The following is a 19,745-nucleotide window of genomic DNA, read 5'->3' as shown; positions in this document are numbered from 1 at the left end:
GAAGTCGAGACGCGGGCACGCCGTCCCGCGCCCGCGTCTGCGCCGGAAATTTACGCCTGAGCGTTGGCGAAGGCCTGCTTGGCACCCTCGGCACGCACGACAGCGAGCGCGCTGACGACAAACTCCTCAAGACCTGCGATCTGCGTAAGGTCCTCGCCCCACATCTGCTCGTTGGTGAGCACGTCGTGCACCAGCTGGGCATCGTCGGCACCGGCGTGGGCGGCGTAGAAATCGAGTACGAAGGCGTCGTCCTGAGCGGTGTACTCGGTGCCGTCGGAGCGACGCAGGTGCAGGCCGTCGCCCTCGCGGGACACGAGCTCCTGCGTGTAGAAGGAGATGAGCGTAGCGAGGCTCGTCGCCAGGCACTTGGGCAGGTTGCCGGTCTCGGCAACGTAGTCCTTGAGCGTGGGCAGGTCGCGAGCGCGCCACTTAGCCGTGGAGTTGAGGCAGATGGAGAGCAGCGCATGATCAATAAACGGGTTGTCGAAGCGGTTTTCGACGGCGGCGGCAAAGGCCTTGCAGTCCTCGACATCCAAGTCGGCGGCAAGCGTCGGAATGACCTCGTCGTAGAGCATGGTGTTCATGAAGCCGCGAATGGTCTCGTCATGCATGCAGTCGCGCACGATATCAAAGCCGGCAACCCAGGAACCCGGAACGAAGGCGGTGTGGGCACCGTTGAGGATGCGGACCTTGCGCTTTTTGTACGGGGTGACGTCGGGAGTCACAAAGACACCCGGAAGACCAGCCTTCACAAAGGGAAGCTTCTCGGCAAGCGACTCGTCACCCTGGATGCCCCACATCTGAAAGGGCTCGCGCACGGCCAGGAAGGGATCCTCGTAGCCCAGACGCTCAGCCACCGCGGCGGCCTCGGATGCGTCGCGGATACGGCCCGGTACGATGGTGTCGACGAGCGTGGTGCAGACGGTGCAGTCGTTGGCCATCCACTGCGCAAACTCGTCCTCCCAGCCCCAGTCGCTCACATACTGGTTCATGATGCGCAGCAACTCCTCGCCGTTGTGATCGATGAGCTCGCAGGCGAGGACGATGACGCCCGGTTTACCGGCAGCCCAGCGGGTGTGGAGCACCTGGGCAAGCTTGGCGGGGAAGCTCGCGGGTGGCATGTCGTCGGCCTTGCAGGACGGGTCATAGGCGATACCGGCCTCGGTGGTGTTGGAGACGATAATCTCCAGGTCGTCAGAGACGGCGACCTCCATCATGGCGCGGTAGTCGTCCTCGCGGTACGGGTTGATGCAGCGGCTGCAAGCGCTAATCACGCGGGACTCGTCGACCGTGTTGCCGTCCTCCTTGCCGCGCACCAGCACGGTATACAGGTCGTCCTGGGCATTGATACCGTCGGCAAAGCCAAAGGCGCCGCTGATGGGCTGGACCATGACGATCTTGCCATTCCAGCCGGTCGCCTCGTTACCCATGTCAAAGAAGCGGTCAACGAAAGCGCGTAGGAAGTTGCCCTCGCCAAACTGCAGGACCTTCTCCGGCGCGTCCTTGGGAAGAAGATAGCCCTCGTAGCCGATCTTCTCGAGCGTATCGTAACTGATGTTCTCCATCTATGTGTCTCCTTAGATAGCCGTTAGCGTGTAAGCAAAACGGGGGCGCCGCGTGTGGCGACGGCGCTCCCGGAACCAGGTTTGGATTTAGGCCTCGACGGTGTCCAGGTCAAAGCCAAAGTAGCGAACGGAGTTGTTGTAGCTGATGTCGCGCACGATGGTGCCCAGCAGCTCCATGTCGGCCGGGTACTTGCCCTGCTCGACCCACTCGCCGATCACGCTGCACAGCACGCGACGGAAGTACTCGTGGCGCGGATAGGACAGGAAGGAACGGGAGTCGGTGAGCATGCCGACGAAGTTGCCCAGAACGCCCTCGTTGGCAAGGGCGGTGAGCTGCTCGCGCATGCCGACTTCGTTGTCGTTGAACCACCAGGCGGAACCGTTCTGGATCTTGCCGGCGGTCGGGGCCTCCTGGAAACAGCCCATGACGGTATCGATCATGGTGTTGTCGATGGGGTTCAGGCTGTACAGGATGGTCTTGGGCAGACCGCAGGTCTCCTGAATGGAGTTGAGGAAATCAGCGAGCTGGTCGGACGGCGTGTAATTGGAGATGCAGTCGTAGCCGGTATCGGGACCGAGCTTGGCAAACATGGCACGGTTGTTGTCGCGCTTGCAACCAAAGTGCAGCTGCATGGCCCAGCCAAGGCGCACATACTCGCCGGCGACAAACTGCATGAAGGCCGTCTTGTACTTGAGGACCTCGTCCTCGGTAAGCGGCTCGGCGGCAAGGCCCTTGGCAAAGATAGCCTCAATTTCCTCGGCGGTAGCCGGGGCGTACATAACGTAGTCGAGCGCGTGGTCGGAAGCGCGGCAGCCCAGCTCGTGGGCGACATCGTAGCGCTTGGAGATGGCGGCCTTCATGCCCTCGAAGTCGCTGACCTCAACGCCGGCAACCTCGGAAAGGTGCTTGCAGTAGTCGGCGAACTCCTGGCCACGCTCGATGCGCAGGGCGGCATCGGGGCGCATGGCGGGAACGACCTGGACGTCAAAGCTGTCGTCGGCGGCAATCTTCTTGTGCCACTCAAAGCTGTCGGCGGGGTCGTCGGTAGTGCAGATCATGCGGACGTTGGACTGCTTGATCAGGTTACGGCAGGTAAAGCTAGCCTCAGCGAGCTTGGCGTTGGCAAGGTCCCAGACCTCCTGGGCAGTCTTGCCGTTGAGGACGCCCTCGTAGCCAAAGTAGCGCTTAAGCTCCAGGTGGCTCCACTCAAAGACGGGGTTGCCAACGCAGCGACCCAGGGTCTCGGCCCACTTTTGGAACTTCTCGCGAGCAGGGGCGTCGCCAGTGATAAAACGCTCGTCGACGCCGTTGGCACGCATCAAGCGCCACTTGTAGTGGTCGCCGCCCAGCCAAACCTCGGTGATGTTCTCGAAACGCTTGTCCTCCCAAATCTCCTTAGGAGAAATGTGGCAGTGATAGTCGACGATGGGCATGCCCTCGGCAAAGTTGTGGAACAGCTCCTCGCCGGTCTTGGTGCTCAGCAGGAAATCCTGATCGTCCATAAAGTTTTTCATCAAACAGCCCCTTTGCTGGCAAGGCGGGCGCACGGCGCGCTCGTTATCCTTTAGGTGAACGTTCACTATACTAATCCATTGCAACTCAAAAGGTGAACGTTCACCTAACCACCATGGGGTGAACGGTAGGTTTTGCCCGTTCAACGGTTGCCGGAGCCGTGGCTTGCATGTATTGCGGACTGGTTGGCGTCCCCGAACACCGAACTTGAGCGCTTTTGCTCAGGTGGGTCATGTCCCGACGTACATTTTTGGGAGTATTCAGCATTGGAGCGCGCCGTGCGCCATCCTCAGCGTCCTATTTGGAACGCAGATAGCGCCCGATCGGCATAAAAAGTGCCCCCGATGGCAAATTACGCCATCGGGGGCACTTAAAACAGTCGTTCTGCACCTCATTCAGGGCATGCCAATGCTGAATACTCCCAAAAATGCACGTCGCAAGAGGGGGTACCTGCTCAATCGGCTAAATACCCGCAAGTTCGCAGTAGCGGTCGACATTGCTGGCAAATACCATCTCGACGGCGCCCTTCTGGACGGGCACCGTCGGGGTCCTTCCCCACAGCAGATAATCGCCCAGCGTCTTAGCGCCGCGATACGCCAGGCTCGTCGGGTCCTTATAGACAATATTGGTAAAGATACCGCGGCGCAAGGCCAGAGCACTTTCGGGAAACAGGTCGTTGCCGATCACCATGACCTGACCGGCCTTGCCGGTCGAGACGAGCGCGTCGGCAACCACTTCGGAACCAACGGCAAAAACGCTACAGATAAGTTCGGGGGCGTCCGGCGCACTCAAGCGCTTTTCGAGCTCATGCTCGAGTTGTTTGACTTGCGCATGAGCACCTGCAAGATCCTCAACCTGCCATGGAATATCACGTTCGCGCAGGTAATTGTGGAAGGCGCGGGCGGTTAGATAGTGCGAATCGGTATATGGGTCGCCTGCCAAAAGGAGCACGCGGGCGTCGGCCCCAGAAGCATGGACCAGGTTTGCCGCCTGCTCGGCCATAAGGCTGCCTGCCGTCGAATAATCGGCCAAGCTCGCACCCAAACGATTCAAATGCGGACGGTCGCCATCGACAAGCTCAATCGTCACGCCCGCCTCGGCGATCTGCCCCAAAAGCTCAGTCGCACGATCGTCGCCCGGCGCATAGGCGAGCAAGCCATCAATCTTCTCGCCCACCTGCAGACGCTCGTCGATTTGCTCGAGTGCATCAGCGTAGCCGCCCACGCCAAATTCAACGCGCTCAACCGTAATGCCCCGGTCGATGACCTCCTGTTCAAAGCGATTGCAGCCTTCCCACAGGTAACGGAAAAAGTACGCTCCCTCGCGCGATGCGCGGGGCAGGCAAAACACCAGATTGATATCCTTGCGGCGCAGGCTTGAGGCACTTGTGTTGCGGTGATAGCCCATGGCCTCGGCCTTAGCGTTCACCTTGGCGCGCACGGATTCGCTCACGCCGGCCTTTCCCGTCAGAGCCTTGTGCACGGTATTGATGGAAACGCCAAGCTCGGCGGCTATGTCCTTCATGGTTACGCGAGCGCTCATGCGGTTACTCCGTTATAGATAAGTTGCCAATTAATAGTCCAGTTAACGATACCCCAAAAATACTCTTCGACTCGCCGTGCTCTCCCTCAAATGCACAAAGCGCCCCGCGAACGGATGCTCGCGAGGCGCTTAGATGTCTGGGCCTTACTTGATTCCGCGGCCCAAGTCTTCGGCGATTTTGTCTACGCCCTTAAGCGCGGCGCAGGTCTTTTTGTTGGAGCAATGCCCCGTGCAAACGCCACCCTGAGCGCAGTCGGCGCAGGTGCCCTTGCGGTAGATGCGCACGCACACGGCGACAAACGCAATACCGATTACGGCCAATACAACAATATCGATAGGTGCCATAGCAAGCCTCCTCTAGTTAACCACCACTTACTTTACCTCAATCTCCACCTACCAAAAAGGGACAGGTTTATTTTGGTCGGTTTTATCTGCGGAAACGTCACATCTCCCCCACCAAAAAGCCCGAGTGTCGCTGGGACACCCGGGCTCGTGGAAAGGGGTTAATCCTTATTCGGACTTAAGCGGAAACTGCGGCGGAGGCAGCGTTGGTCTCGTCCTCGTCGGTCCATGCATGCTTGGGCATGGGACGGAAGATCTGGAAGAGCATCGCAACCAGCAGCACGATGGCCACAATCGTCCAGATACCAAACTGTCCCAACACAAACAGGTTGTAGAACTGGTTGATGAACAGGCCGATTACCCAAGCAAAGGCGCACTCATAGCCGATGGCAATCGCAGTCCACTTGCCGGAATCCATCTGGTTGCGGATGGTGCCAATGGCGGCAAAGCACGGAGCGCACAGCAGGTTGAAGGCGCCAAAGGCAACGCAAGCGCCCATGGTGGGGAACATGCCGGCAAACGCGGTCCACAGGCTCGGGTCGGTCTCGCCCGCGTCGGCGACGGACAGCAGCGAGCCGGCGGTGGCGACGACGTTCTCCTTGGCGACGAGGCCAGAGACAGTCAGCGCGGTGGCCTGCCAGGTGCTAAAGCCGAGCGGGGCGAAGATCCAGGCAACCAGGTTGCCCAGCATGGCAAGCACGGAGTAGTCCATAAACTCCTCGGGGATGCCGTCCATCGCAGGCAGGAAGCCAAAGGAACCGTTGTAGCTACCAAAGTTGGACAGGAACCAAACAACGACGGTGGACGCGAAGATGACCGTGCCGGCCTTCTTGATAAAGGCCCAGCAGCGCTCCCACACGTGCAGCGCCCAAGAGCGGATCGCCGGGAAGTGGTAGGCAGGAAGCTCCATAACGAACGGCGTCGGGCGACCGGCGAAGAGCTTGGTCTTCTTGAGCATCAGACCCGAGCCGATGACGGCGAAAACGCCCAGGAAGTAGAAGAGCGGGCTGATCCACGCGGCGGTGGTGGAAGAATCGCCGATGATGGAACCCATGAGCAGGGCGATGATCGGCAGCTTAGCGCCACAGGGAATGAACGTGGTGGTCATGACCGTCATGCGGCGGTCCTTCTCGTTCTCGATGGTCTTGGTAGCCATGACGCCGGGGACGCCGCAGCCCGAGGACACGAGCATGGGGATGAATGACTTACCGGACAGGCCAAAGCGGCGGAACACGCGGTCCATGATGAAGGCGACGCGGGCCATATAGCCGCAGTCCTCCAGGAAGGACAGCATGACGAACAGCAGGAACATCTGCGGCACAAAGCCGAAGATGGCACCCAAACCACCGACGATACCGTCACAGACGAGCGAATCGACCAGGCCACCGTCCTCGGTGCCGCCCGCCACAAGGGCGTCGTGCACCATGGTGGTGATACCCGGGACATAGGGGCCGTACTGTGCCGGGTCGACCGAGTCGGCGTCGTCACCCGCGGCCTCGACAGCCTCATCGTAAGCATCGCGGCCCTGACCGAGCACATACCAACCGTCGGTGCCAAAGAGCTGATCGTTGGTGAAGTCGGTCACCGTTCCGCCCAGGGTGGAAACGGCGATGTAGTACACGCAGAACATGATGACCACAAAGATCGGCAGGCCCAGGATACGGTTGGTAACCACACGGTCGATCTTCTCGGAGGTGCTCATCTTGGCCGGGGCCTTGGTGAGGCACTCGTCGATGATGTGTGCGATCACGCCGTAGCGCTCACCGGTGATGATGGACTCGGCGTCATCGTCGCAGTCCTGCTCGCACTGAGCGACCAGCTCTTCGACGCGAGCGGCCTTCTCCTTGGTGAGGTTGATGAGCTTGCAGGCGTCCGCATCACGCTCGAACAGCTTGACGGCGTAATAGCGGCGCTTGTTAGCGGGAACGCTCGCAGGCAGATTGTTTTCGATGTGGTCAAGAACGTCCTCGATGGAGGAATCGAACTTGTGCTCCGGCACCTGGCCCTTGGAAGCAGCAGACTTCTTAACCTGCTCGAACAGCTCCTTGATACCCTTATTCTTAAGGGCCGAGATCATCATGACCGGGCAGCCGAGCTTCTTGGAGAGCTTGTCCGTGTCGATCTTGTCGCCGTTCTTCTCGACCAAGTCGGCCATGTTGAGGGCGACAACCACGGGCAGGCCGGTCTCGATGACCTGAAGCGCCAGGTACAGGTTGCGCTCGAGGTTGGTGGCGTCGACCACCTGAACGACAACATCGGGCTCGCCGCTCATGAGATAATCGCGCGAGCATTGCTCCTCGGGGCTGTAGGGGGAAAGCGAGTAGATGCCGGGGAGGTCCGTGATGGTAACGTTCTTGTCGCTTAGGAGCTTGGCCTCCTTTTTCTCAACCGTGACGCCGGGCCAGTTGCCAACGTAGCCGTTGGCGCCGGTGATCAGGTTGAAAAGCGTGGTCTTGCCGCAGTTGGGGTTACCCGCCAGCGCGACATGGATCTGAGAATCCGCCATTCAATCCTTCTTCCTTGTGTGCCCGCGCTGCTTTCTCCGCACGGGCTGGATAATGTGCTTCAAAAATGCTGCATTAAGTTAGAAAAACCTAACTTTATCTGCAGAAATATACGTCGCAAGCCCTTACTGGACCTCGACGACGGCCGCCTCCTCCTTGCGGATGGAAAGCTCGTAGCCGCGCACGTTGATCTCGACCGGATCACCGAGCGGCGCGACCTTCACGACCTTGAACGAAGTGCCCTTGATGAGCCCCAAGTCCATAAGGTGGCGGCGAAGCGCACCCTCACCGTGAAGCTTGACGATGGTAGAGCTCTCGCCCACCTTAACGTCACCCAACGTCTTCATTTACTTGTCCCCCTTTCAGTACTTGCAAAAATACCGTCATCTAGCCGACGGTCATGATGTGCATGGCCACTTTGGAATCGATACCAAAGCGGGCACCCAGCACGGTAACGATGATGTTGGCGCCACTCGAGCTCACTACGTGAATCTCATTGCCTTCGACAAAGCCGAGGTCCTTGAGATGGTGCTTCATGTCCTCGTTGCCCTTTACACGAGACACGCGCACGGTTTCGCCCGCCTTCACCATCGAAAGCGGCATGGCCGGCATCTGCGGTCCGCAAGACATGACTTGGCTCCTAACATCGATTCGTTCTCCACATCGGCGCAGTAAAAGTTAACCACGTCTATGTTCGCTCTAGTAAACTAACACGTGGTTAACTTTTTGGAAAGGGTTCCGATTCAGTTTTCGGAAAAGTTTCCTATACGAAACAAAAGGGCGCGGCAAAGGACCATCCTTTACCACGCCTTGTCATACCAATCTACGAGACAAAGGGACTGTCCCCTTGTCACATTGTTGAAGTTAGAGCGAGAGGTTTCTGATCGATGTGACGCAGGAGGCCTCATCCACGCCCGAAACGCGGAACACGATGTCTTCGCCACATTCGCCGCAGAGTGCCATGAGCCCTATAACGTCGCGGCCATCGGTGTGGCGGTCACCAATCGAAACCGACACGTCACTACGGTGCTTGGCAATGATGTCATAGAGCAGCGCGACCGGGCGGGCGTGAAGTCCCAACGGATCTTTAATCGTCTTCGTAAACTCGACCATGTCCCCTCCCGCGGCATCGCACATTCGGCCGGCAAACCCAGCCACGTGGTAGTTATTGTAGCGTTAGATGCTTGTTGAGGGCGGGACGGAAATCGCATCCCATTTCGAGCGTCAATGATGGGACACAGTTTCCGCCAGAAGGCTCAACCGGAAAGTGCGACCCGTTATTTGGCTGGATTCTGGGACGCAGTTTCCCAAAGGGGCCTGTTTGGGAAACTGCGACCCGTTCTGGACGCAAATTCCGGGTCGTAGTTTCCGCGACGCCCAGTCAACCTATGCCCTCGCAACGCCCGCGCATAAAAAACGAGGGAAGGCACGCGTCCTTCCCTCGTTACGGGCAATATGTAGCCGCTCGCCTACATCAGGCGCAGGCTGACGTCCTTGAGCTGGGCGCCGCTAACGGCACTCGGAGCGCCCGACATGAGGTCGGAGCCGCTGGCCGTCTTGGGGAACGCCATGACGTCGCGGATGGAGTCGGAACCGGTGAGCAGCATGCACACGCGGTCCAGGCCCAGAGCGAAACCGCCCATCGGGGGCGCACCAAACTTGAGGGCCTCCATGAGGAAGCCAAACTGAGACTCGGCGCGCTCCTCGGTAAAGCCCAGGAGCTTGAGCATGGACATCTGCATCTCGGCGTTGTGGATACGCATACCGCCGCCGCCGGCCTCAAAGCCGTCCATGACAAAGTCGTAGGTGCACGAACCGGCTGCCAGCGGATCGGCCTCGATCTTGGCGATGTCGGTCTCGGTCGGCAGGGTAAAGGGCTGGTGCTCGGCAGCATAGGCCTTGCGGTCCTCGTCCCAGTGGAACAGCGGGAAGTTGACGACCCACAGGAAGTCGTGGCCCTCGCGCTTGATCTCGAGTGCGTTGGCCATGTGAGAACGCATGCCGCCCAAGATCTCGTCAGAGAGCAGACGCGGGCCGGCGGCGAACATCACAAGGTCGCCGGGCTCGACGTCCATGCGCTCGCGCAGAGCCGCCATCTCCTCGTCCGAGAAGAACTTGACGATGGGGCTGTTGATGGAGCCGTCCTCGCGGAAGGCGATCCAAGCCAGACCCTTGGCGCCAAACGTGGAGGCCACGCCGGCGAGCTTATCGATCTTGGCACGTGCCCAGGCACCGGCGCCCTTGGCGTTGATGGCCTTGACGACAGAGCCCTCCTCGTTCGCAGCGGTCGCGAAGACCTTAAATTTGGAGTTGGCAAAGATGTCGGTCAGGTCGACCAGGTGCATGCCATAGCGGGTATCGGGCTTGTCGGAGCCATAGGTGTCCATGGCATCCCAGTAGTTCATGCGACGCAGCGGCGTAGGCATCTCGACACCCATGCGACCGAAGGCATCGGCCAGGACCTCTTCGAGCGCGCTCATAACGTCATTCTGGTCCACGAAGGACATCTCGATATCGACCTGAGTGAACTCGGGCTGACGGTCGGCACGCAGGTCCTCGTCGCGGAAGCACTTGGCAACCTGGTAGTAGCGCTCGACGCCACCGACCATAAGCAGCTGCTTCAGAAGCTGCGGGGACTGCGGCAGGGCGTAGAAGTTACCCGGCTGAATACGGCTGGGAACGATGAAGTCGCGAGCGCCCTCGGGCGTGGACTTAAACAGGGAGGGCGTCTCGACCTCCATGAACTCACGGTTGTGCAGCGCCTCGCGAATGGCAAAGGTAAAGTCGGAGCGCAGCTTGAGGTTGGCCATCATCTCGGGACGGCGGAGGTCCAGATAGCGATAGCGCAGGCGGGTGTCCTCGCTGGTCTCGATGCCGTCCTCGATCTGGAACGGCGGGGTGACGGACGTGTTGAGCACCTCGGCGTGGTCGGTCAGGACCTCGATCTCGCCGGTCGCGAGCTTGGTGTTGGTGGTCTCCTCGCCACGAGCGCGCACGACGCCGTGAATCTTGATGGGCCACTCGGGACGCATGGTCTCGGCGATCTTAAAGGCATCGCCGTCGGAGTGCTCGGGGTCGAAAGTGAGCTGCGTGATGCCCTCGCGGTCGCGAAGGTCGCAGAAGATAAGGCCGCCGTGGTCGCGGCGACGGCTCACCCAACCGGTGAGGGTGACCTCTTCGCCCACGTTCTCGAAGCGAAGCTCGCCGCAGGTACGGGTGTGCATGGAATGCTCGTCAATGGGACGGGTCTGGCTCATACCAGTGATCCTCCTTTATGGATCTGTGCCGCCCCGTGTCGTTCCGGGCGGCGTCGTACAGATTTGCCCAGCCTGCGTAAACCGCGCAGCCAGACATGGCGTTCTATCTTATCGCACCTGTGTCGATGTGCCGCGAAAAAGTAACTCTTGCCCAAAGACTTGACGGAGACGAAACAATTGACGCACCGTGGCCGTCGCCAAGGCGCGCCACGTGCGACAATGTGCCCCAATACAACTGCACTCGGAAAGGCCCGCCATGACTGCACGCCTCATCGTTATGGATATCGACTCCACACTCATCAACCAGGAGGTCATCGACCTGTTGGGCGAGGAGGCCGGCGTAGGCGAGCAAGTGGCGAAGATCACTGAGCGTGCCATGCGCGGCGAACTGGACTTTAAGCAGGCGCTCGAGGAGCGCGTGGGGCTGCTTGCCGGCTTGGACGAGAGTGTGTTCGAGCGCACCTTTGAGCGCGTGACGTTTACCCCCGGCGCGCTGGAGCTTGTGCGCTCGGCGCACAGCAAGGGCTGGAAGGTCGGCGTCGTGAGTGGCGGCTTCCACGAGGTCGCCGACAAGATCGTGGCCGCCGCGGGCATCGATTTTTGCCTGGCCAACCGCCTGGAGGTCGTGGACGGCAAGCTCACCGGTAAGCTGGCGGCAGACATTGTGACCAAAGAGTCCAAGCTCATCCAGCTGCTGGACTGGGCAGTTGAGTGCGGTGTCGACATGGCCCATACCGTGGCAATCGGCGACGGCGCCAACGACATCCCCATGATTCAGGCTGCGGGCACGGGCATCGCGTTTTGCGCCAAGCCCAAGACGCGCGAAGCCGCCCCGTTTGCCATCGACGAGCGCAACCTGATGCTCGCCATGGACATCATCCTGCGTGACTAGCCGATCCGTCTAACAATTGAATCAGTCTGTCCTATAGTTTCCGAACAATTTTGTCTTAGTGTTCGGAAACTTGCCCTTGAGTGCTAGACTTTGCGCCGTCGAAGGGAACATAGATGGATAAGCAAGATCTTGAGCAATTGCTGAGCGATGTTGCCGGCGGAGCAGTCACTCCGGCAGTCGCCCTCACGCGCATCCAGACGGCGCCAACCGCCGATTTGGGCTTTGCACAGCTCGATCTTTCACGCGGGGTACGCCAGGGAGCCGGCGAGGTTGTCTACGGTGCCGGTAAAACCGCCGAGCAGATCGCCGCCATTATCGAAGCGCTGCGCGATGCCGGTCAGGAGCGCATCCTGGTCACGCGCCTGGATGCCGAAAAAGCCACGCACACCGCTGAGCTTCTCGGCAACGACATCGACCTGGGGTATGTCCCGGACGCCCAGCTCGCCCTCGTGGGCGGCAAGCCCTCCCCTACCGGCAACGGACGCATCGTCGTCGCCTGCGCCGGCACGAGCGACCTGCCCGTCGCCGAGGAAGCCGCGTTGACGGCCGAGTTCTATGGCAACGAGGTCGACCGCCTCTACGACGTAGGCGTCGCCGGCCTGCACCGCCTACTCGCGCATGCCGAGGAACTTGCCCAGGCACAGGTGGTCATCGCCATCGCCGGCATGGAGGGCGCGTTGGCGAGCGTTATCGGCGGTCTGGTGAGCTGTCCGGTCATCGCCGTTCCCACCAGCGTGGGCTACGGCGCAAGTTTTGGTGGCGTAGCCGCACTGCTCGCCATGCTCAACTCCTGTGCCAGCGGCGTATCGGTCGTCAATATCGACAACGGCTTTGGCGCCGCTTACCAGGCAAGTCTTATCAATCATCTGAGCGCCGGCACACCCCGCGCCCGCTAAGGAGCATTCCATGTCCAATCATCAGCACACGCTTATCATCGACGGCACCTCGGGCATCAGCGGCGATATGACCGTCGCGGCCCTGCTCGACCTGGGCGCCAGCGAGGAGCACCTGCGCGAACAGCTCGCCACGCTGCCGGTCGACGGCTTTTCGATCGCCGTGACGCGCGTAAACAAGCATGGCATCGACGCCTGCGATTTCGACGTCCAGCTTGCAGAGGAGCTCGAGAACCACGATCACGATATGGCCTGGCTCTACGGCAACGAAGCAGCTGCCGAGCACACGCACGAGCACGAGCACCACCATCATGACCATGGCGAGCACGAACACGAGCACACACACGAGCGTGACCATGAGGCCCACGGCCATGGTCACGAGGGTCACCATCACGCCCACCACCATCACCACCGTTCTTTGGCGGACGTCACCGCCATCATCGATGGCTCGCAGCTAAGCGATGGCGCCAAGCGTCGCGCCCTCGCCATTTTTTCCGTACTCGCCGCGGCCGAGGCCAAGGCTCACGGCAAAACGCCCGAGACCGTCATGTTCCACGAGGTGGGCGCCGTCGACTCCATCGTCGACGTCTGCTCTGTCGCCATCTGCCTCGATGACCTGGGCATCGAGGATATTGTCGTCGAGTCGCTCTCCGAGGGCCACGGCACCATCCACTGTGCCCACGGCCTTATGCCCATTCCCGTCCCCGCTGTCATCAACCTGTGCCAGGCAGGCAATATCGCCCTCATGCCTGCACCGGTCGCTGGCGAGCTCGTGACGCCCACGGGCGCTGCCATCGTCACCGCGCTGCGCACGTCCGAGCACCTGCCGGCACGCTACCACATCGAAGCCGTCGGCTACGGCGCCGGCAAGCGCCCCTACGAGGGTTGCTCCGGCACGCTCCGTTGTCTGCTCGTTCACGTGGATGCATAGCCATGGATGCCCGCAAAGAAAAAAGCCGCGCTGCCATCGTTGCGGCGTTCTCTGAGCTGCTACGCGAAGAGGACTACGGCAAGATTACCGTCGGCGACATCATCGCTCGCGCCCATGTGGGTCGGGCCACGTTCTACGGCCTCTTCAAGAGCAAAGACGACCTGCTGGCCGAGCTCGTGAGCGACATCTGCACCCACGCCCTCGACGACGATGGCACACCGCTCGACGACCCACTCGTGCAGGTCAAGCATATCCTCAACAACCTCTGGGAGCGCCGTCAGGGCGTACGCGCCCTCGTAGCCGGCGCCGGCTCCCGCGTCTTCGCCGACTGTCTCCGCAAGACCATCATGTCACGAGCAGCCGAAACCGTCCCCGCCGACCCCACAGGCCCCGCCGGCACCATGGACCGCAGCTTCTTACTACACCACATAGCCTCAAGCTTCGTAGCCACCGTCCAATGGTGGGCCTGGCACAACTTCCAAGCAGACAAAGCCGACGTAGCCAAAGACTACCTCTCAGCCATAAAGCCCCTCTTCATATAGACGCTTCCTCCCAAGGCGTCATCCCTTCCCAAAGTATCGCCCTCATCTCAGCGCCCCCAACAGCCAAGCGCCCACCACATCCAAATTCAGACATATATGTTGGGCTGCTTGCTCGAGCGTAGCAAAGACCCCGCAGCTGGCCGCATGGGGTAACTTCCCAGCGCATTCCGCAGGACGAAAGAGCCCCCGCCGCACGAAGTGCGCAGCGGGGGCTCTTTCATGTCCGAGGACGCGCTGGGAAGTTACCCCATGCGGCCAGCGGACAACTATGTAGCCTTGGACTAGAACATGCCCAAGAAACCGTGCACAAACAGTGCGGCCAGAGCGGCACCGACAAACGGCGCGATGCCAGGAACGAGCAGGCCGTACTTCCAGTTGTTGTCGGCCTTGTTCTTGATCGGCAGCACCTGATAGGCCATGCGAGGACCAAGGTCACGAGCCTGGTTCATGGCGAAGCCGGTGATGCCGCCCATGCCCATGCCAACGGCCCAAACGATCAGGCCGACGCAGATGGCGAGCATCAGGACGTTCTCGCCAGCACGGTTAGCAGCAGCAAGGATGGCGCTGATGAACACAAAGGTGCAGATAGCCTCGCAGAAGAAATTACGGGCATAGTTCGTACCCTCGGTGGTGGGGTTGGTCGAGAAGATGTTGCGCTGGGCAATGGGATCGATGACACCATCGGAAGCCTTGAACTCATCGGCATACATCAACCACGCGATCACGGCACCCGCAAAGCCGCCGAGCATATCGGCAATCATGAAGGGGATGCAGCTGCTCCACGGCACCAGGCCTACGATGCACTGGGCAAGCACCATGGCGGGGTTCATGCACACGGCGCCGCCAAAGACAAACAGGCAAACCGAGATGCCAAAAGACCAAGTGGTGATGGCAAACATATGGCCGGAGCCCTGATACTTGGTACCCTTAAGCACGGTATCGCAGTGCACGCCCACGCCAAAGATGATCATGAGGGCCGTTGCGCCGAATTCGCAGAGGAGTTTGGTAAGCATAAAAACCTTATCTTTCTTGTCGGTTATAAACGATTCGTTTAGGCCGCGTACTAGTGCTGTGCGACGACAACGCCCAGGCCATCGGGAATGACGGCCACCTTGGCATCGGCACCCTTCATCTCAAAGGCGAGCTTGAGCGCCTCATCGAGGGTGTTGACCGGCGTCATGTGCATATCCTTGATCATCTGGTGATCGCACAGGTCGGTGACCATGATCACAGGGTGATGCGCCAGGATGCGGGCAAAGATCTGGCTCGTCCACTGGTCGGGCAGGGTCTCGTCCTTAGGACGGTCGATGCAGGCACGCTCAAACTCCGCCGGATCGTTGTCGGCGATGTTGTGATAGAAGCCCTCGCCACCGTGACCGTCGGCACAGCCGGCGACGTCGATGATCACGCCGCCCTCGGGAAGCGTAGCCTCGGCAGAGCACATGCCCTTCACGGCCTGATAGATGTTCTGGTCGAGCGGGTAGCCGCCGTTGGTGGTAATGGCAATCTCGCACTCGACGGGCTCAACGCCGGCAAGGCTCTTCACGAACTCGCAGCCAGCCTCGTGCGCCTTGTGGATGTCGCCGGCAAAGGAGCCGATGACCTCGTGCTTGCCGTTGAGCACCACGTTGAGCACAAAGGCAAGGTGAGCCATCTCGGCAGCGGCAAACATGTCCTCGCTCACGTGGTTGTGGCACAGGTTGCCGGCACGCGAATGGGAATCGTTCACAAACTGACCGTTGTGGTTGTACATGATGGTCTTGTAGCTGGCGATACCAGGCAGGACGGACTTGCGGCTGCCAGAGAAACCGGCAAAGAAGTGCGGCTCAATAAAGCCCTCGGCAAGCAGCAGATCGCAATCGGCAGCAATCTTGTTGATGATGCACTCGCCGCCAGAAGGCAGGGTGCCGATCTTTTTCATCATGCTGTCATCGGTCGCGACGTGCATAACGATTTCCTCGTTGGCAACGATCTCCTCGCCGTACTTGTTGACGAGCTCCTCGTGCGTCGACGGACGATGCATACCCGTAGCAACCAGAATACGCACGCGAGCCTCGGGCGCAGCAGAATGGATGTGATGCAGCAGAATAGGCATCGTCACACGCGAGGGAACGGGACGCGTATGATCGGAGCTAATGATGACAATATCCTTCTTGCCAGCACAAAGCTCCTCGAGCGAAGGCGAGCCATAAGGGTTGGCAAGCGACTCCTCCACCAGCTCTTCCTGCGATTTTGTAGTCTTAAACTCGTTTTGATGACCTTCCATCACACCCGCAAAGTTCTTATCCTCGAGCTCCAGATGCAACGTCTTGTGGTCAAACGGCAGTTCACATTCAAACAATGACGAGCGCCCTCTTCCTTTTCAACTGACACACTAGATAAACCGTTGGAAGGATACGCCGCTCACCGAAAAACACCACCGTCCACCGACTCATTAACACAACGTTCATATTTGCCCCACAGCAAAACGGCCACGACCCCAAACGGGACCGCGGCCGCTACAGTCGTAAGGCCAGAAGCGCCAAATGCATCTCAATCCCGATCGATAAGACGCGAGGCGCGAAGCGCCAAACGCGCCGCCGGGACAGACCCCATCCAAAACGCGCGTAGCGCGCCATTATTCCCTTCAGCTTTAATCCCCGAAGACCGGACATCGTAGGGCCCGCCATCAGTTTACTTTTAGGCACACTCCGCAGGACGCAAGAAGCCCTCGCCGCACGAAGTGCGCAGCGAGGGCTTCTTGCATGTCCGAGGACGTGCCTAAAAGTAAACTGATGGCGGGCCCGGACGACTACAGGGCTATCGATTACCCCGTGTTCTGCAATCCTGCCGAGACGCCGGTCACAGTCGAAAGAATCAGGCTCATGTATTCGGCCTTCTTCTCCTCGGCCATCTCGTCCTGGTTCATACGCACCTCGCGAAGGGCGCGGACCTGGGCGATGGACAGAGCGTCGACGTAGGGGTTACGCACGCGAACGGCGCAGCCGAGCACGCGACGACGCTGCAGCGGCCACTCATCACCGACGATGGCAAGGACCCACTTACGCGTGAGCTGCATCTCGGTGAAGACCTTCTCGGACAAATCATCGCGGTCGCCCAGGTGCAGATACATCTTGGCGATGCGCTGGTCGGTCTTGGCGATCGACATCTCGATGTTGTCGATAAAGGTGCGGAAGAACGGCCACTCCTGGTAGGCAGCCTTGAGCTGGTCAAGATCGCCAAGCTGCTCGCAGGCGGTGCCCAGACCGTACCAAGCGGCCAGGTTAATGCGCGCCTGGCTCCAGCTGAAGATCCACGGGATGGTACGCAGGTCGTCGAGCGACTTGGCACCCAAGCCGCGCTTGGCGGGACGCGAGCCGATCGGCAGCAAGCCGACCTCGGTCAGCGGCGTCACGGTCGAGAACCACGGTGTAAAGTCCTTGGTGTTCAGCAGGTCCAGATAGCGCTCGTGGCTTGCGGCGTTGAGCTTCTCGGCCATATCCCAGAACTTCTGCGTGGTCTCGGTGTTGGTCTTCTCGACACTCGGGGCCGACTGCAAAAGCGTTGCGGCGGCAACGGACTCAACATGACGCTGAGCCAGCGTGCGGTTGCCGTAACGGGCAAAGATGACTTCGCCCTGCTCGGTGAGCTTAAAGAAGCAGTTGACCGAACCCTTGGGCTGCGCCAGCACGGCCTTGTTGGCCGGGCCGCCGCCACGGCCCACGGCACCGCCGCGGCCGTGCATGAGCACCAGGTCGATATCGTTCTTCTCGGCCCACTTGGCGATGCGCTCCTGCGCGGAGTGCAGTGCGAGCATGGCCGTGGTAGGACCGGCATCCTTGGAGGAGTCGGAGTAGCCCAGCATGACCTCCATGCGGCGGTTGGTCTGGGCAAGGCGCTTCTGCACCACGGGCAGCGTGAGCATCTGGTCGAGCACGTCGACGCAGCCCTCGAGGTCCTCGAGCTGCTCGAACAGCGGGATCACGTCGAGCTCGGGGACATCCTCCTCGTGTGCAAAGGACAGGTGGGCGAGCTCAAAGACGTCGGCCACATGCTGGGCGCTCTTGGTAAACGAGATGATGTAGCGGTGCGCCATCTTCTTGCCGTAACGCTTTTGGATGGAGCCGATAGCGCGGAAGGTATCGATGACCTCGCGCGTCATGGGCTGCAGATCGCCATGGATACCGTTCTCGTGGATATCCTTGAGGGCGCGGGCATGCACCACGGAGTGCTGACGGAACTCCATCTCGACCATATGGAAGCCGAAGGACTCGACCTGCCAGATGATGGTCTGGACCGGGCCGTAGGCGGCACGGACGGCACCGCAGGCAGCCAGCGAACGCTGGACGACGCGCAGGTCATCCAGGAATTCGTCGGCACTGTGATACATGGTGTCGGTGATGCGGCGCACGGTGGCGTTCAGACGGTCGGCCATGACGAGCATGACGGCGCGATGCGGCTCGTGCTCGGAGATCAGCTCGGCGCGAGCCGTGTACCGAGGGCTCATCTCGACCTGATGGTTCCACAGGTTAATGAGCTCGGCAGAAGGCTTACTGTAGGTGGCCTCGAGCGTGAGGTTGCGGCCGATGCGGCGGCACTTGTCCTCGAGCTTGAGCACCATGTGGGTGAAGTACTTGGCGGCGACCTCACGGCTCACCTTGGCGGTGACGTTGGGGTTACCGTCGCGGTCGGAACCGATCCAGCTGCCGGGATGGAAGAACGCCGGGCACAGCGGCGGCACGGTACCGGCCTTGTCGCCCAGCACCCAGTCGTCAAAACGACGGTAGATGACGGGGATAACGTCGAACAGCGTGTTATCGAAGATGTCGATGATGGTATCGGCTTCCTCGACCGGCGTGGGCTTCTTGAGCGCGATGGGGCTCGTACGCACCAGGGCGTCGATCTCCTGCAGCATATGGCGCTCGTTCTCCACCAGGTCGGAGCCGCCCAGACGCGGACGCTCCTCCAGCAGGTTGGAGATACGGCGAATCTTGCCCTCGACGGCCTTACGACGGGCCTCGGTGGGATGTGCGGTAAAGACAGGGTGGAACTCGAGCTTGCCGAGCAGCTCATTGGCACCCTCGACGCCCATCTCGTTTACCAACTGGTGATAGGCGACGGTGAGTTCGTTGGCGGGATCGACCTCGGTATCGGTCGATGCGCCGGCCTCGCGCTCGCGCAGCTGCGCCACACGGTAGTTCTCCTCCGACAGGTTTGCCAAGTGGAAGAAGCTCGTAAAGGCGCGAACGATGACCTGCTGCTTATCAAGCGGCAGGCTGTCAATCAGATCGACGACTTCGCGAAACGCCACGGCGGTGGGCTCGTCGGCAGTGGGCACGCCCTGTTCGTCAACGGACTCGTCGGCAGCGCGGCTGCCGGGGTTGCCAGCATTGGCCACAATCTCGGCTGTCAAAATCTTGTCGAACAGGTCCGCGATCTCGGGATCATACTCGCTAAGCACACGACGTTCCAGGCGCAGGAACAGCGCCAGATTATCGCGCAGCTCCTCGGGGATCTCGATCTCGGCGAGACGCTCCCTGGACTCGGCATTCGAGCCGATTCGGTTAACGAGGCGGTTGACCACGGCAGCGACGCGCGCCGCGGCTTCGGGTACAGACTGGTTGCTTAGGTTCTCAGCCACGTTTCCTCCCATTCCTCCTTCTATGCACGTAACATGCGGTATTCATTATAGGCGCTTGAGAAATACTTTCGACACTGATTGCGCTTTACCACACAAAAGTATTTTCTGCATTGCAAGGGTTTTTGCTCTAAATGGTCGTATTTC

The 19,745-nt window shown here is 60.3% G+C and carries 16 protein-coding genes; 4 read left to right on the top strand and 12 right to left on the bottom strand.

The features are described 5' to 3' along the window. Positions 1-50: 50 nt before the first annotated feature. The 9 genes from ARB25_RS04010 to aspS all read right to left on the bottom strand — a co-directional run bounded on the left by ARB25_RS04010 (position 51) and on the right by aspS (position 10,723). Positions 51-1,565, bottom strand: coding sequence for a tagaturonate reductase (locus tag ARB25_RS04010; RefSeq protein ID WP_055285980.1), 1,515 nt, complete (start codon positions 1,563-1,565; stop codon positions 51-53). Between the two features lie 87 nt (positions 1,566-1,652). After that, positions 1,653-3,080, bottom strand: coding sequence for a glucuronate isomerase (gene uxaC / locus ARB25_RS04005; RefSeq protein ID WP_055285978.1), 1,428 nt, complete (start codon positions 3,078-3,080; stop codon positions 1,653-1,655). A gap of 460 nt (positions 3,081-3,540) precedes the next feature. After that, complete coding sequence (locus ARB25_RS04000) at positions 3,541-4,620, bottom strand: substrate-binding domain-containing protein (protein WP_055285976.1); 1,080 nt, start codon at positions 4,618-4,620, stop codon at positions 3,541-3,543. A gap of 144 nt (positions 4,621-4,764) precedes the next feature. Further along, positions 4,765-4,965 (bottom strand): hypothetical protein, encoded by a 201-nt coding sequence (locus tag ARB25_RS03995; protein ID WP_035136858.1) that lies wholly within the window; start codon positions 4,963-4,965, stop codon positions 4,765-4,767. A gap of 175 nt (positions 4,966-5,140) precedes the next feature. After that, complete coding sequence (gene feoB / locus ARB25_RS03990; protein WP_055285975.1) at positions 5,141-7,468, bottom strand: ferrous iron transporter B; 2,328 nt, start codon at positions 7,466-7,468, stop codon at positions 5,141-5,143. Between the two features lie 123 nt (positions 7,469-7,591). Beyond that, positions 7,592-7,813, bottom strand: coding sequence for a FeoA family protein (locus ARB25_RS03985; RefSeq protein WP_006234774.1), 222 nt, complete (start codon positions 7,811-7,813; stop codon positions 7,592-7,594). Between the two features lie 40 nt (positions 7,814-7,853). Beyond that, positions 7,854-8,096 (bottom strand): FeoA family protein, encoded by a 243-nt coding sequence (locus ARB25_RS03980; protein ID WP_022094360.1) that lies wholly within the window; start codon positions 8,094-8,096, stop codon positions 7,854-7,856. Between the two features lie 234 nt (positions 8,097-8,330). Then, on the bottom strand, positions 8,331-8,579 hold the full coding sequence (locus ARB25_RS03975) for an HPr family phosphocarrier protein (protein WP_055285973.1): 249 nt from the start codon (positions 8,577-8,579) through the stop codon (positions 8,331-8,333). Positions 8,580-8,935: 356 nt separating this feature from the next. Then, positions 8,936-10,723, bottom strand: a complete 1,788-nt coding sequence (aspS, locus tag ARB25_RS03970; protein WP_055285971.1) for an aspartate--tRNA ligase — start codon at positions 10,721-10,723, stop codon at positions 8,936-8,938. A gap of 256 nt (positions 10,724-10,979) precedes the next feature. Between aspS and serB the strand changes: the two genes are divergently transcribed. The 4 genes from serB to ARB25_RS03950 all read left to right on the top strand — a co-directional run bounded on the left by serB (position 10,980) and on the right by ARB25_RS03950 (position 13,981). Beyond that, positions 10,980-11,615: a phosphoserine phosphatase SerB gene (gene serB / locus ARB25_RS03965; protein WP_055285969.1), complete on the top strand. Its 636-nt coding sequence runs from the start codon at positions 10,980-10,982 to the stop codon at positions 11,613-11,615. A 113-nt stretch (positions 11,616-11,728) separates the two neighbouring features. After that, the gene (larB, locus tag ARB25_RS03960; RefSeq protein WP_055285968.1) at positions 11,729-12,511 is read left to right on the top strand and encodes a nickel pincer cofactor biosynthesis protein LarB; all 783 of its coding nucleotides are present in this window, start codon (positions 11,729-11,731) and stop codon (positions 12,509-12,511) included. A 10-nt stretch (positions 12,512-12,521) separates the two neighbouring features. Next, positions 12,522-13,439 (top strand): nickel pincer cofactor biosynthesis protein LarC, encoded by a 918-nt coding sequence (larC, locus tag ARB25_RS03955; protein ID WP_055285966.1) that lies wholly within the window; start codon positions 12,522-12,524, stop codon positions 13,437-13,439. Between the two features lie 2 nt (positions 13,440-13,441). Further along, a complete protein-coding gene (locus ARB25_RS03950; protein WP_055285964.1) occupies positions 13,442-13,981 on the top strand; it encodes a TetR/AcrR family transcriptional regulator in 540 nt (179 codons plus the stop codon). Between the two features lie 281 nt (positions 13,982-14,262). Here the strand turns inward: ARB25_RS03950 and larD are convergent, their stop codons facing one another. The 3 genes from larD to ARB25_RS03935 all read right to left on the bottom strand — a co-directional run bounded on the left by larD (position 14,263) and on the right by ARB25_RS03935 (position 19,601). After that, complete coding sequence (larD, locus tag ARB25_RS03945) at positions 14,263-14,994, bottom strand: D/L-lactic acid transporter LarD (RefSeq protein WP_006234784.1); 732 nt, start codon at positions 14,992-14,994, stop codon at positions 14,263-14,265. A gap of 50 nt (positions 14,995-15,044) precedes the next feature. After that, on the bottom strand, positions 15,045-16,322 hold the full coding sequence (gene larA, locus ARB25_RS03940) for a nickel-dependent lactate racemase (protein ID WP_022093875.1): 1,278 nt from the start codon (positions 16,320-16,322) through the stop codon (positions 15,045-15,047). Positions 16,323-16,787: 465 nt separating this feature from the next. Beyond that, the gene (locus ARB25_RS03935; RefSeq protein ID WP_436197773.1) at positions 16,788-19,601 is read right to left on the bottom strand and encodes a phosphoenolpyruvate carboxylase; all 2,814 of its coding nucleotides are present in this window, start codon (positions 19,599-19,601) and stop codon (positions 16,788-16,790) included. Positions 19,602-19,745 lie beyond the last annotated feature (144 nt).

Origin of the sequence: Collinsella aerofaciens (assembly GCF_001405375.1) — a bacterium.
GTDB lineage: Bacteria > Actinomycetota > Coriobacteriia > Coriobacteriales > Coriobacteriaceae > Collinsella > Collinsella aerofaciens_F.
Note: the sequence above shows the minus strand (reverse complement) of the source record. Positions and strands in the feature narration are given on the sequence as shown.

Coding starts and splice junctions, on each gene's coding strand:
- serB (WP_055285969.1), top strand. CDS start 10,980: ATGACTGCACGCCTCATCGTTATGGATATCGACTCCACACTCATCAAC.
- ARB25_RS03995 (WP_035136858.1), bottom strand. CDS start 4,965: ATGGCACCTATCGATATTGTTGTATTGGCCGTAATCGGTATTGCGTTT.
- ARB25_RS03980 (WP_022094360.1), bottom strand. CDS start 8,096: ATGTCTTGCGGACCGCAGATGCCGGCCATGCCGCTTTCGATGGTGAAG.
- ARB25_RS03975 (WP_055285973.1), bottom strand. CDS start 8,579: ATGGTCGAGTTTACGAAGACGATTAAAGATCCGTTGGGACTTCACGCC.
- aspS (WP_055285971.1), bottom strand. CDS start 10,723: ATGAGCCAGACCCGTCCCATTGACGAGCATTCCATGCACACCCGTACC.
- ARB25_RS03950 (WP_055285964.1), top strand. CDS start 13,442: ATGGATGCCCGCAAAGAAAAAAGCCGCGCTGCCATCGTTGCGGCGTTC.
- ARB25_RS04000 (WP_055285976.1), bottom strand. CDS start 4,620: ATGAGCGCTCGCGTAACCATGAAGGACATAGCCGCCGAGCTTGGCGTT.
- ARB25_RS03985 (WP_006234774.1), bottom strand. CDS start 7,813: ATGAAGACGTTGGGTGACGTTAAGGTGGGCGAGAGCTCTACCATCGTC.
- larC (WP_055285966.1), top strand. CDS start 12,522: ATGTCCAATCATCAGCACACGCTTATCATCGACGGCACCTCGGGCATC.
- ARB25_RS04010 (WP_055285980.1), bottom strand. CDS start 1,565: ATGGAGAACATCAGTTACGATACGCTCGAGAAGATCGGCTACGAGGGC.
- larB (WP_055285968.1), top strand. CDS start 11,729: ATGGATAAGCAAGATCTTGAGCAATTGCTGAGCGATGTTGCCGGCGGA.
- feoB (WP_055285975.1), bottom strand. CDS start 7,468: ATGGCGGATTCTCAGATCCATGTCGCGCTGGCGGGTAACCCCAACTGC.
- uxaC (WP_055285978.1), bottom strand. CDS start 3,080: ATGAAAAACTTTATGGACGATCAGGATTTCCTGCTGAGCACCAAGACC.
- larD (WP_006234784.1), bottom strand. CDS start 14,994: ATGCTTACCAAACTCCTCTGCGAATTCGGCGCAACGGCCCTCATGATC.